Here is a 12,486-nt window from a genome sequence, read left to right on the forward strand (position 1 = left end):
AACGGTTAACATTATAGACAAGTTAATAAACGTGACGGAGAAAAGAAGAGATCCACATTTCATTGTTTCTATATACTTTTATATAGAAGCGTGTAAGCTGTGGATCTTTTTCTTTTGAAAAAAACGAATGGCCATTCATTTTACCTCTATCACATTTGAAAGCATTTAAATTGATTGTGGAGGGATTTTATGTCAGCATTTTTAGGGGAATTAATAGGGACAGCGTTGTTAATCGTACTTGGTGGCGGCGTTTGTGCTGGTGTAAGTTTAAAGAAGTCGTTTGCGAAAGATTCTGGTTGGATTGTAATTACAATGGGCTGGGGCTTAGCAGTAGCGGTCGCAGCGTATGCGGTTGGATCAATTAGTGGGGCACATTTGAATCCAGCTTTAACGATAGGACTAGCATTTAAGGGAGCGTTCCCATGGAGTGACGTACCAGGTTATATCGCAGCACAAATGATTGGGGCAATTATCGGGGCAATTATCGTATATTTACACTACTTACCACATTGGAAAGAAACAGAAGATCCAGGAACAAAGTTAGGCGTATTTGCAACAGGCCCAGCAATTCCGAACACATTTGCAAACCTTTTAAGTGAAATGATTGGAACATTCGTTTTAGTATTTGGTATATTAGCAATTGGAGCAAATAAATTTGCAGATGGATTAAATCCATTTATCGTAGGTTTCTTAATTGTAAGTATTGGTTTATCATTAGGTGGAACAACAGGATACGCAATCAACCCGGCTCGTGATTTAGGTCCGCGTATTGCACACTTCTTCCTTCCGATTGCAGGAAAAGGCGGTTCAAACTGGAAGTATGCATGGATTCCGGTAGTTGGTCCGATTTTAGGTGGATCACTTGCAGGTTTATTCCATCAAGTTGTATTTGAAGGAAAACAAAATTCAGCACTTATTTATGTAATTATTGCAACTGTTGTTGTACTAGCAATCTCATATATGACAAGTAAAAAAAGTGGAAGCACTACAAATAATAGAAAAGTAGCATAGGGGGAAACCGATATGAAAAAATATATTCTTTCATTAGACCAAGGAACAACTAGCTCACGCGCAATTCTTTTCAATAAAGCAGGGGAAATCGTTCATTCAGCTCAAAAAGAATTTACACAACATTTTCCAAAGCCAGGCTGGGTAGAACATAATGCACAAGAAATTTGGGGATCTATTTTAGCAGTTATCGCAACTTGCTTAAGTGAAGCGGATGTAAAACCAGAGCAAATCGCAGGTATCGGTATTACGAACCAACGTGAAACAGCGGTAGTATGGGATAAAACGACTGGTAAACCGATTTATAACGCAATCGTATGGCAATCTCGTCAAACAATGGAGATTTGTGATGAGTTAAAAGAAAAAGGTTATAGCGAAATGGTTCGTGAAAAAACAGGTCTTTTAATTGACGCATACTTCTCTGGTACGAAAGTAAAATGGATTTTAGATAACGTTGAAGGTGCAAGAGAAAAAGCAGAAAACGGCGAGTTATTATTCGGAACAATTGATACGTGGCTTGTATGGAAACTATCTGGTGGTAAAGCGCACGTAACAGACTACTCAAATGCATCACGTACATTAATGTTTAACATTCACGACTTACAGTGGGATGATGAGCTTCTAGACATGTTAACAGTACCAAAGAGCATGCTTCCTGAAGTACGTCCATCATCTGAAATATATGGTGAAACAATTGATTATCACTTCTTCGGTCAAAATATACCGATTGCAGGTGTAGCTGGTGACCAGCAAGCAGCATTATTTGGACAAGCTTGTTTCAGTGAAGGTATGGCGAAAAATACTTACGGAACTGGTTGCTTCATGTTAATGAACACAGGTGAAAAAGCAGTAGCTTCTGAGCACGGTCTATTAACAACAATTGCATGGGGTTTAGATGGTAAAGTAAACTACGCATTAGAAGGAAGTATTTTCGTAGCAGGTTCTGCAATTCAGTGGTTACGTGACGGAATGCGCATGTTTAAAGATGCAAGTGAGAGTGAAGTGTACGCATCACGCGTTGAATCAACTGATGGTGTATACGTTGTACCAGCATTCGTAGGACTCGGAACACCTTACTGGGATAGTGAAGTACGCGGCGCTATGTTTGGCGTAACACGCGGTACGACGAAAGAGCACTTCATTCGTGCGACGCTAGAATCTTTAGCATACCAAACGAAAGATGTACTTTGTGCAATGGAAGCAGATTCAGGTATCGAACTAAATACATTACGCGTTGATGGCGGAGCAGTTAAGAATAACTTCTTAATGAAGTTCCAAAGTGATATTTTAGAAGTTCCTGTAGAGCGTCCAGTGATCAATGAAACGACAGCTTTAGGTGCAGCATACTTAGCAGGTCTTGCGGTTGGATATTGGAAAAACCAAGATGAAATTAAAGCGCAGTGGCATATGGACAAACGCTTTGAACCAACGATGGAAGCGGAAACAAGCGAAGAGCTATATGCTGGATGGAAAAAAGCAATTGAAGCAACAAAAGCTTTCAAATAATCATAAACAGTGTTATAATGATGACAAGTTAATAATTCGGTAGGAGATTTGGAGAGACCACAACACGCTATAGAGGCGAAATCTATAGCGGAGTTCGTGGTCTCTTTTTTCGTTATCAAAGGGAGGAATTACCATGAAATTTTCAAGTAAACAACGTAAAGACGTATTAAACGGAGTAAATAAACAAGAGTTAGATGTGATCGTAATTGGTGGAGGTATTACTGGTTCTGGTATTGCATTAGATGGGGCAACACGCGGGTTATCAACAATTGTGTTTGAAATGCAGGACTTTGCAGCAGGTACATCAAGTCGTTCTACGAAACTTGTACACGGTGGTCTACGTTATTTAAAACAACTTGAAGTGAAAATGGTAGCAGAGGTGGGGAAAGAGCGTGCGATCGTATATGAGAACGGTCCCCATGTAACAACACCAGAGTGGATGTTACTTCCGTTCCATACAGGCGGTACGTTCGGATCATTCAGTACATCAATTGGTCTTCGTGTATACGACTTCTTAGCAGGTGTAAAACGAAGCGAGCGCAGAAAAATGTTTAACCGTGAAGAAACATTAAACAAAGAGCCTCTTGTGAAAAAAGAAGGATTAAAAGGCGGCGGTTACTACGTAGAATATCGTACAGACGATGCGCGTCTTACAATTGAAGTAATGAAAGAAGCAATTGAGCATGGTGCGAAAGCTGTTAACTACGCAAAAGTAGACAGTTTTTTATATAAAGATGGAAAAGTATGCGGTGTACGTGTAATCGATTTACTAGACGGAGAAGTGTACGAAGTTTACGGTAAGAAAATTGTAAACGCAGCTGGTCCTTGGGTAGATACACTTCGTGAAAAAGATAACTCGAAAAAAGGAAAAGTACTTCAGTTATCAAAAGGTGTTCACTTAGTAATTGATCAAAAACGTTTCCCATTAGGTCAAGCAATTTACTTCGATACACCAGATAAACGTATGGTGTTCGCGATTCCTCGCGGCGGAAAAACATACGTAGGTACAACAGATACGTTCTATGATAAAGATGCAGCTGTACCACACATGACAACAGAAGATCGCACATACATTATTAATGCGATTAACTACATGTTCCCAAGCGTGAAAATTACGGAAAAAGATGTTGAATCAAGCTGGGCTGGTGTACGTCCATTAATTTATGAAGAAGGTAAAAATGCATCTGAAATTTCTCGTAAAGATGAAATTTGGACTTCTGAATCTGGTTTAATTACAATCGCTGGTGGTAAATTAACAGGATACCGCAAAATGGCTGAAATGGTAGTAGACTATGTAACAAACTTACTACAAAAAGAAGGTCATAGTGCATATCCGAAGAGTGACACGAAACATATGCCAATCTCTGGTGGACATGTAGATGGTTCACACGGATTCCCAGCATTCGTTGCGAAAAAAGCAGACGAAGGTACGAAATCTGGTTTAACGAAAGCGCAAGCAGAAGAGTTCGCGAAATTCTACGGCTCTAACGTTGACGTACTATTCGACTTAGCGAAAAAACATAAAGACGAAGCGAAAGAATATAACATGCCGCTTGACGTTCTAATCCCACTTGTATACGCAATGGATTACGAAATGACAGCAAAACCAGTAGACTTCTTCGTACGCCGCAGAGGTGCTGTATTCTTCAACATCCACTGGGTATATGAGTGGAAAGAAGCAGTAATCAACTACATGGCTGCGAAACTAGGCTGGAGCAAAGAAGAACAAATGAAATATACAGCTGAACTAGAAAAAGCATTAACAGACGCTGTAATTCCTGTAGATCAACAAGAACAGGCAGCTGCGTTAGCGTAAAATAGAGAACCACCTGAAGGGGAGCCCTTTAGGTGGTTTTTTCTCTTGACTAAAAATAAATAAAATGTGTTACAATGATGATAGAGTATATAGTATGAATTTTGCATAAAATAAAGAAGACAGAAGCCTGAGAAACTTCTGCCCTTGTAACCTAACTTGCTATTGTGGTGGTAGTAGGTGCGGTTATAAGACAATTACATTAACGTTTTAGCCGAGAACCGCCCTTACCTTTTCCACGAAGCAGGGTGGTTCTCGCTTTTTTGTATACAGAAATTAGCCACGGACCGACGTATCTTCTACCGATGACAACGCCAGCTCCGGTTAGGATACCATACACTAATTTGATTACAAACATCGCGATCATTTTATCACCTCCCCCCTTTTTTCAAAATGGAAGAGATGATTACCACACCTACTAGTTATAGCTTATTAAGTTACATTTTAATTGTATTATGTTTTAAAATAGGGAACAAGATATATGGATGAAAATTCCTGTCTTTAAGCAGAGCATTAGTGCGTGGGGACAATAAGCAAATAAAAATTCATAAAAAACGGTATGGACATTGCCAGCCGTATTTTTTTATGAATTTATAAAACTTTTCCATACAGTGCGTCGTCTAATATATGGGAAGGAGGAAATGATGTGGATGAATTAACGATAGAAGCGTTTGAAATAGAAGATAAGGAGGACCTTATCGACGAAATAATGAACAAGTATGGACAAGAAGTCCTACAGCTTGTGTATTCATATGTGAATAATAAAGAGGTTGCGGAGGATTTAACGCAAGATATATTTGTGAAATGCTATAAATCTCTTCATACATATAAAGGAAATTCGAATGTGAAAACATGGTTATGGAGAATTGCGATTAATCATTGTAAGGACTATTTAAAAAGTTGGTATAACAAAAGAGTTATCGTTACAGAGGATGACTTTACGTATATGGAGAGTCAAAAAGAAAGTGTGGAACAAACTGTTATTCAAAATGCAGAGGATAGTAGGCTTGCTTCTGCAGTAATGAATTTACCGATAAAATATCGAGAAGTAATTTATCTATTTTATTATGAAGAATTATCAATTAAAGAGATTGCTAAGGTAATAGAAGTGAAGGAAAACACGATAAAAACAAGACTGAAAAAAGCGAAGGAACTATTGAAGGAAGGATTGGAGGAATAATCAAATGGAAGATCGATTAAAAGGCTTGCGAAAATCAATGGAGAATACAACTTTTAAACATTTGAGTTTTTCTGATCAGCATCGAAAGCGGGTGCGCGAAAAAATCAATCAATCGTCCGAAAAGGAAGAAGATATCCTTTTAGCAGTGTTGCAACTTCTTATGAATGAAAAAACAGGTTATGAATTGATGCAGTTACTACGTGGGAGAGGAATTCAAAAATTCGAAGGTGATGAAGGATCTCTATACACTTTATTACATCGTCTAGAACAGAATTGCTTTATCCAATCTAGCTGGGATTACGAAGGAGCTAAATATTATCAATTAAATGATAAAGGAAACAAGATGCTGCGAAAGGCTGAGAAGAATGCTACGAAGGCACGATTTATATTAAAAGGATTAGTACAGGAGTGAGAAAAAATTGAATAAAAAAGGGGAGCATTTTTTAAGGGAAGTTACGAACCATATTAAATCAAAAGAAGCGAAGGACTTAGTAGCAGCGGAACTAGATTTTCACTTAAAACAGGCGAAGAATATGTGGGTAGAGAAAGGATTAAGTGAGGAAGTTGCTGAAGATAAGGCTGTTGAGCAAATGGGAAGTCCGATTAAATTAGGGCAGGAGCTTAACAAACTACATAAGCCAAAGGTTGATTGGTTCCTTATAAATTTATTAGTAATTGCGATGGGATTAGGGTTCTTGCCTGTTTTAGCTTTTGGACATACAAATGATTTACTAATGAATAAGGTGATTTTTGTTATTCTCGGTGTTGCAACAGCTGTAGGGATGATGCTGATTGATTATCGGAAGTTAGAGAGATTTGGATGGTTGTTTTATACAATTGGGGTACTCACTTTGGTACTGCCAAGGTATTTTTCAAATGATTTAATGAATGGAGAAGCGTTAATAAAAATTGATCCCGTTGCCACTGGATGCTTAATGGCAGTACCATTCTTTCTATTAGCCGGGGCTTCTTTTTTCAATAACGGTAGGTTAAAGATTAGGCATCTTCTAATTTTATATTTATTTTCTTTATATTTATTTTTAACCATATCGATGCTTTCGCCAATTTTTATCTATATCACGATGGTATTCGTTATGCTTTGGTGGAGTAAATTAGGGAAGAAAAAGGCATTGGTTATTACTGTTGTAACAATTTGTTTATTTACTCTCGTTGGTTTATTCTCAGTAAAAGAATATCAAGTAGATAGAATTTTAGGGTATTTAAATCCTGGGCATGATGCAGGTGGCGAAGGATTTATGTATATACGTTTAAAAGAGGTAATGTCTTCAACAGGTTGGTTTGGCGCATCTGAAAATATAAAGCCAATCCCTGCTGCCCATACTGATTTTGTATTTGCAAGTTTGACTTATTATTATGGATATGTGCTAGCACTGATTCTTTTCTTGATTCTTTCTCTTTTTGTAATAAGGTTAGTGGTCATATCTTATAAAATAAATGACCGGTATGGTAAATTGCTTCTCATTGGAGGCATGACTCTTTTCGTAGTGCAATTCCTTTATAACGTTGGTATGATTTTAGGTTTATTACCGATTACTGCTATATCCTTACCTTTTATTAGTTATGGATTAACACCAACTGTATTTTATGCGCTTTTAATGGGAATCGTACTAAGTGTATATCGCCGTAAGGGTATGTCATTTAGAATGAAGAGAACACCTTGATGATAATCAAGGTGTGTTTGTTATATGTAAAAAGAATTCACTATTTTGATTAAGTACAAACGTAAATAGATAGCAAAAGAGGGTTATGATAAATATCCCTCTTGTTTTGTTTAAATAAGTGAACTTGCTTCAATAAAAGTACATAATTCAAAACGAGAGATTGATTCAACTAGTTGTTGTAAATAGGCGTACTCTTCCGCATCTTTTTCAGAAGTGTTAGGATCTAATAAATGAGAAGAAAGAAGTACATCAATTGTCAGTATATCCGAATCATGAGAAATGATTTTATACCCTGCAAATACAGGGCGTTTTAAATCTTTTACTTTTTGAATCATCGGATGGAAATTCGTAACGCTTATATTGATTTTTGCTAATGGAAAGCATTTTTCGGTAGGATTCTCGATGGTCTTTCTAATTTTATAATCGTATACGTAGTAGTACTTTTCTTGCTGCTCAAGTGCTTGTAATTCCTTCGTTAATAAGTGGTATTTATCTGTAAGTCCAGTTGTGAGTGCATGGTTTTCTTCTCCAGTTACTAATGTGAAGGGGCTTGGTGATGAGATTGAAATGGTACGGATGTTCAGGTCGTTAAAAATGGGATTAGACTGTAAAATGGTATGTAATTTTTCGGTAGGAAACTCACCGTCATAAATAGCAATGAAATAATGATTCATTTTCCCACTCCTTATTTTTTTCTAAAATGATATATTCTATTTTAAAGTTGTAAATCCTGCATAAAAAGAAACACCTTGATTCGTATCAAGGTGTTGTAATAAGTTCAAAGCTCTCTGAAGCAGCCCCGAGTATAAAAGGACTAACCTCGCCAACGCTATAAAGTTGTAATTCATGCATAGCTCGCGTACAAGCAGTGTAAAACAATCTACGAACGCTCTCATCACTGTACACATCTTTAGAAGCATTATAAATAATAACAGCGTCAAATTCTATACCCTTCGCTAAGTAAGCCGGGATCACGACAATACCTTGCTCATACTCGGCGGAGTTACTTTTCACGAGTTTAATATTCTCGATATGATTAAGTGCTTCGTAGGCAGCGGCACTTTCAGCTGCGGAGTTGCATATAATTGCGATTGTATTATGCTGTTGTTTTTGAAGTTCAGCAACTTTGGAAGAAATACAGTCGTGCAGTTCGCTATCATTCGCTACTTTCGTTACTGTAGGCTTCTCACCGTCACGTTCAAATGCGTTAATGTTTTTTCCTTCCGGTACGAGAGCGCGTGTAAATTCAATAATCGGTTTTGTGGAACGATAGCTACGAGTTAAGTTGATGCCGTTCGTTTCATCGGGTCCGTATAAGCTAGTAAGTGTATTGAAGTTCACTGTTTCACTCGCATGGGCAAATATCGCTTGGTTAAAGTCTCCGAGCACTGTCATTTTTGCGGCAGGGAAGAGACGTTTTAAAAACTCGAACTGAAACGGAGAATAGTCTTGCGCTTCGTCTACGAGTACGTGTTTAATCGATCTATTCGTTTGGAAGCCTTCAATTAGTTCTTTTAAAAGTAAAAATGGAGTCGCATCCTCGTAATATAATTTTCCTTCATCAAGCATGTTCACAGTTAATGAGCAAATGTCGTCCCATTCTTTCGGCTTTTCTCCAGTAACCCATGATGCATCTGTGAAGAGTTGTTTATATATGCCTGTAAAATTGATGAAACGTAATGTTTGAACACCTTTACGTAACGGCTTCAATTTTTTACGGACAATCATACGTCCAAGTACTTTCGTTTCTTTCTCATAATCATTAAAGGAGTTATCTTCAAACTCGCCTTTTTTCTGTAAGTATTTATAAGCTTTTTGATATTCATCTTTACTAAGTAATTCAATTTCTTCTTCTACCCATGGCTTTTTCAGTTCTGTTTTTTCGATTGCGTCTATTTGTTTGTTTAGCCAATCCGTTAACTTCTCGATTCTATTATGGAAGCGGAGGGAGGAATCCGTATTATAAAATTGCTCTGTAATTTCTTTAGCAGAGGCAATCAATTTCCCTCTAAATTTCATTCCTCTAAATAGCATGCCTGAAGATTCAAGAGATTGTCTGTACGCTCTAATCATCTCGAAAAATTGAGTAGATGCTTTAAATCGAATGCTCGCATTTCTCGTTTTATAAGCAGGGCTATTCGTTTCAGTTAGCATATATTCTAGTTGTTCATAAGGATCTTCAACATCAAACGATTTACTTAGTCTATGGTTTAAATATTCTTGGAATGTGACTTGCTGCATATTTTCTTCGCCGAGTTCTGGCAGTACGTTAGATACGTAACTGTTGAACATAGAGTTAGGGGAGAAGAGAATAATTTGGTCCGCTTTTAGCCATTCGCGATATTTATATAGTAAATAGGCAATACGTTGCAGGGCAGCTGACGTTTTACCACTACCAGCAGCTCCTTGCACGATAAGTAGTCGCCCTTCATCGTGACGGATAATTTCATTTTGCTCGCGCTGAATCGTAGCGACGATACTTTGCATATGTTTATTCGTACCTTTTCCAAGCGCCTGTTGCAGAATTTCATCGCCAATTGTAAGGCTCGTATCGAACATAGAATCAATCTCGCCATTTTGAATAATGTACTGTAATTTTTTCTCCACATTACCGCGAACTACGCCTTCTGGTGTTTTGTATTCAGCTGGTCCTGGTGGATAGTCGTAATAAACGCTCGAAATAGGTGCACGCCAGTCGTATATGAGGAAGTTTTCTCCGCTAGCATCAGTAAGCGTGGCGACGCCGATATAAATTTCCTCTGCAGCAGATTCTCCTTCTTCTTTGAAATCAATTCGTCCGAAATAAGGTGCTTTATGCATACGTCTTAATGCGGCAAGTCGATTAAAGGTGTGCTTATGGGTAATTTGTGTGACAGCTAGTGACTGAGCTTGTTGTCTTAAGTTGATAACTGTTTCAAGATAATCATCAAAAGTATCAGTATTCACTTTCACGTCATCCCAGAAATGTTTACGAATATGGATTACTTCTGCCCGGCGTCTGCCAGTTTCGTTTTCCAGTTTATCAATTTGCTGCGTAATCGTTTCGATTACGGTATCCAATCGTTTTTGCTCTAGATCAAGTTTTTTGTTCATACGGTAGCACTCCTTTAAAAGTGAAAAATAGAGGTTGACTGAAAATAGATTTTGTTGTACAATTAAGATACGGATAAATACATTCTTTTGTTTTTGAAGAATGCGTTTCTGTACTAATTTAACATAGTTTTTGAATTTAATCAATAATGATGAGATAAACCCTCGGTTCCATGCTTCGTGAATCGAGGGTTTTTTGCTTTTCTTTAAGAAAGAATTGCAATTTTGCCGAGGTGGATCTAAGTAAAGAAAATCAGGAATAGGGGGAGACTGATGGAAAAATATTTCGAGGAAGCACATCGTTTTTGTTCTCTTAATAGAAAGAGCTTAGAAAAGGATGTTATATGTGGTTGTTTTTATTGTTTAGAAATTTTTAATCCAGAAAAAATTACAGAGTGGTGGGATGATGATAACACAGCAGTTTGTCCGCATTGCGGGATTGACTCTATTATAGGAGAAAGTTCTGGATTTAAAATTACAGAAATATTTTTAAGTGAAATGCATAAAAGATGGTTTTAGTTAAACGAATGACAAAATAAACTTTCGTTAATGAAGATTATGTAAAAGTAACTAAGATTTTGCACTATCGATAAAACGAAAAAAACGTTGTCCTATCTGTAGAATCGGAGAAGCAATCATATAATTTTGTTTACCGAATCTGGACGTAATGTACCGCGAAGAGAGAACATACAAAAAAGCTCGGGCTAAGCCCAAGCTTTTTATTATTTCTTTTCTTCTTTTTTCTCGTCAGCTTTTTTCTCTTCGAAAAGATCTTTCAAATCTTTATCGTCAACTTTTACGTCAGCTTTTTTGATTTCTTTCATCATAAGATCATTCATGAATGCGCCATCTTGCATTTTCTTCGCAATTAGTTCTTTTTTGATGTCAGCTTTAGATTGTTCGAATGATTTTTCTGGCTCTTTAATGTCTGTAACTTTAATGATGTGGTAACCGAATTGTGTTTTTACAGGTTCGCTTACTTCATCTTTTTTCAGTTTATAAGCAGCATCTTCGAATTCTTTAACCATTTTACCATGTTCGAAGAATCCTAAGTCTCCGCCTTTTTCTTTTGAACCAGTATCTTCAGAGTATTGTTTCGCTAACTCTTCGAAAGATTTACCTTGTCCAAGTTCTTCTTTAACTTTCTTCGCAGTAGCTTCATCTTTTACAAGAATGTGGCTTGCTTTAATTTCAGGTTTGTAGTTTTCTTTTAGTTCTTTATCAGTGATTGTTTTTTCAATTGCTTTTTCTTGAGCTAATTGAGCACGTAACATATTTTTAAATGTTTCTTCTTTCATACCTTGTTGTTTTAACAGTGTATCGAATTGATCACCAACTTGTTTTTTCGTTTCATCGAGCTTTTTATCTACTTCTTTGTCGTCTACCTTGTAGTTTTTGATAAGTACTTTTTCCATAACCATACCTTGTAAGACTTGGCTACCAGCTTTTTGCTTCATTTCATTGTAGAAATCTTCTTTCGTAATATCACCAGCTTTAGAAGTAACAACTTTGTCTGATGATGATGTTCCACATGCTGATAATGCGATTACACTTGTTGCGGCTAAGGCAAGCATAGCTTTCTTCATTCAATAAACACTCCTACTATTATGTATTTTTAATTTATCCTACACCAATGAACTTAAGTTCATAAGAGCCCGATTAAGTCTCACTGATACTTTTGCTTTTTATATTGGTAAAGCGCGCTTAACAGGGCTTACCGAGGCTGAGGATAAAGTTTTGATGAATGTTATTTGTTCTATAGTATAAGCAATATGTACAAAATTTAATATATCATATTTCGACTCGTTTTCATATTGATAAAGAAAAATTAACCATATCGTGTCAGATTTTGAAAGTGTACCATATTGGGCGGATGCCGCATATACAGAATAGAGGAGGGGATGGGGATGAATTCTCAACTTATTTTATTACTTGTACTGTTTATTTTATTGGTTATAGTAGGTATAATTTGCTTATAGAGGAAAAAAGTGAGGAAGGGGCTTTCCTTCCTCACTTTCCATGAAATATAATTTCTATATAACTAGAAATTAATAAAATTGTTATACATACATTAATAACCCGAAAGACACCGGGCTGGCGGCTCGCAGCTATTTGTTTTCGTTCACACAGTGTATGTGTCATGAAATTCGTGTAAAATATAACAAGAAGTGCGAATGCGACAAAAACAACTGTTATAAGTGTCATGA

At 36.9% G+C, this 12,486-nt stretch carries 12 protein-coding genes; 7 read left to right on the forward strand and 5 right to left on the reverse strand.

Annotated features, from left to right (window positions below):
• Window positions 1-189: 189 nt before the first annotated feature.
• The 3 genes from glpF (at window position 190) to glpD (ending at window position 4,330) form a co-directional block, all read left to right on the forward strand.
• On the forward strand, window positions 190-1,011 hold the full coding sequence (gene glpF, locus ACS2MN_RS06530; RefSeq protein WP_001272191.1) for a glycerol uptake facilitator protein GlpF: 822 nt from the start codon (window positions 190-192) through the stop codon (window positions 1,009-1,011).
• 12 nt (window positions 1,012-1,023) lie between these two features.
• The gene (gene glpK, locus ACS2MN_RS06535) at window positions 1,024-2,514 is read left to right on the forward strand and encodes a glycerol kinase GlpK (protein WP_346994073.1); all 1,491 of its coding nucleotides are present in this window, start codon (window positions 1,024-1,026) and stop codon (window positions 2,512-2,514) included.
• Window positions 2,515-2,647: 133 nt separating this feature from the next.
• Window positions 2,648-4,330 carry an aerobic glycerol-3-phosphate dehydrogenase gene (gene glpD, locus ACS2MN_RS06540; protein ID WP_000672820.1) on the forward strand — a complete coding sequence of 561 codons (1,683 nt, stop codon included), beginning with the start codon at window positions 2,648-2,650 and terminating at the stop codon, window positions 4,328-4,330.
• Window positions 4,331-4,529: 199 nt separating this feature from the next.
• Here the strand turns inward: glpD and ACS2MN_RS06545 are convergent, their stop codons facing one another.
• Entirely contained in the window at window positions 4,530-4,694 is a 165-nt protein-coding gene (locus ACS2MN_RS06545; protein WP_000561154.1) for a hypothetical protein, read from the reverse strand.
• 279 nt (window positions 4,695-4,973) lie between these two features.
• On the opposite strand from ACS2MN_RS06545, the gene ACS2MN_RS06550 reads away from it, so the two are divergent.
• From ACS2MN_RS06550 to ACS2MN_RS06560, 3 genes are read left to right on the forward strand one after another with little or no spacing between them, the layout of a single operon-like run.
• Window positions 4,974-5,507, forward strand: a complete 534-nt coding sequence (locus tag ACS2MN_RS06550) for a sigma-70 family RNA polymerase sigma factor (protein WP_087949063.1) — start codon at window positions 4,974-4,976, stop codon at window positions 5,505-5,507.
• 4 nt (window positions 5,508-5,511) lie between these two features.
• Window positions 5,512-5,919 (forward strand): PadR family transcriptional regulator, encoded by a 408-nt coding sequence (locus tag ACS2MN_RS06555; RefSeq protein WP_000390175.1) that lies wholly within the window; start codon window positions 5,512-5,514, stop codon window positions 5,917-5,919.
• 7 nt (window positions 5,920-5,926) lie between these two features.
• Window positions 5,927-7,189, forward strand: coding sequence for an FtsW/RodA/SpoVE family cell cycle protein (locus ACS2MN_RS06560; protein ID WP_346994074.1), 1,263 nt, complete (start codon window positions 5,927-5,929; stop codon window positions 7,187-7,189).
• Window positions 7,190-7,299: 110 nt separating this feature from the next.
• Here the strand turns inward: ACS2MN_RS06560 and ACS2MN_RS06565 are convergent, their stop codons facing one another.
• Together ACS2MN_RS06565 and helD are read right to left on the reverse strand one after the other, a co-directional pair.
• Window positions 7,300-7,863 (reverse strand): hypothetical protein, encoded by a 564-nt coding sequence (locus ACS2MN_RS06565; RefSeq protein WP_346994075.1) that lies wholly within the window; start codon window positions 7,861-7,863, stop codon window positions 7,300-7,302.
• A gap of 85 nt (window positions 7,864-7,948) precedes the next feature.
• A complete protein-coding gene (gene helD, locus ACS2MN_RS06570; protein WP_087949061.1) occupies window positions 7,949-10,282 on the reverse strand; it encodes an RNA polymerase recycling motor HelD in 2,334 nt (777 codons plus the stop codon).
• A 270-nt stretch (window positions 10,283-10,552) separates the two neighbouring features.
• Here helD and ACS2MN_RS06575 point away from each other — a divergent pair, with 270 nt between their 5' ends.
• Window positions 10,553-10,798: a hypothetical protein gene (locus tag ACS2MN_RS06575; RefSeq protein WP_000417113.1), complete on the forward strand. Its 246-nt coding sequence runs from the start codon at window positions 10,553-10,555 to the stop codon at window positions 10,796-10,798.
• A 203-nt stretch (window positions 10,799-11,001) separates the two neighbouring features.
• On the opposite strand, the gene prsA is transcribed toward ACS2MN_RS06575, so the two are convergent.
• Together prsA and ACS2MN_RS06585 are read right to left on the reverse strand one after the other, a co-directional pair.
• Window positions 11,002-11,865 carry a peptidylprolyl isomerase PrsA gene (gene prsA / locus ACS2MN_RS06580; protein WP_000710079.1) on the reverse strand — a complete coding sequence of 288 codons (864 nt, stop codon included), beginning with the start codon at window positions 11,863-11,865 and terminating at the stop codon, window positions 11,002-11,004.
• A gap of 424 nt (window positions 11,866-12,289) precedes the next feature.
• The gene (locus ACS2MN_RS06585; RefSeq protein WP_000172690.1) at window positions 12,290-12,484 is read right to left on the reverse strand and encodes a hypothetical protein; all 195 of its coding nucleotides are present in this window, start codon (window positions 12,482-12,484) and stop codon (window positions 12,290-12,292) included.
• Window positions 12,485-12,486 lie beyond the last annotated feature (2 nt).

This window comes from Bacillus cereus group sp. BceL062 (assembly GCF_051780025.1).
In the GTDB taxonomy this organism is placed as follows: Bacteria; Bacillota; Bacilli; order Bacillales; family Bacillaceae_G; genus Bacillus_A; species Bacillus_A toyonensis.

What these genes read in the sequence shown, in the direction of transcription:
- glpF (WP_001272191.1), top strand. Translation starts at nt 190, where the DNA reads ATGTCAGCATTTTTAGGGGAATTAATAGGGACAGCGTTGTTAATCGTA.
- glpK (WP_346994073.1), top strand. Translation starts at nt 1,024, where the DNA reads ATGAAAAAATATATTCTTTCATTAGACCAAGGAACAACTAGCTCACGC.
- glpD (WP_000672820.1), top strand. Translation starts at nt 2,648, where the DNA reads ATGAAATTTTCAAGTAAACAACGTAAAGACGTATTAAACGGAGTAAAT.
- ACS2MN_RS06545 (WP_000561154.1), bottom strand. Translation starts at nt 4,694, where the DNA reads ATGATCGCGATGTTTGTAATCAAATTAGTGTATGGTATCCTAACCGGA.
- ACS2MN_RS06555 (WP_000390175.1), top strand. Translation starts at nt 5,512, where the DNA reads ATGGAAGATCGATTAAAAGGCTTGCGAAAATCAATGGAGAATACAACT.
- ACS2MN_RS06565 (WP_346994075.1), bottom strand. Translation starts at nt 7,863, where the DNA reads ATGAATCATTATTTCATTGCTATTTATGACGGTGAGTTTCCTACCGAA.
- helD (WP_087949061.1), bottom strand. Translation starts at nt 10,282, where the DNA reads ATGAACAAAAAACTTGATCTAGAGCAAAAACGATTGGATACCGTAATC.
- ACS2MN_RS06575 (WP_000417113.1), top strand. Translation starts at nt 10,553, where the DNA reads ATGGAAAAATATTTCGAGGAAGCACATCGTTTTTGTTCTCTTAATAGA.
- prsA (WP_000710079.1), bottom strand. Translation starts at nt 11,865, where the DNA reads ATGAAGAAAGCTATGCTTGCCTTAGCCGCAACAAGTGTAATCGCATTA.
- ACS2MN_RS06585 (WP_000172690.1), bottom strand. Translation starts at nt 12,484, where the DNA reads ATGACACTTATAACAGTTGTTTTTGTCGCATTCGCACTTCTTGTTATA.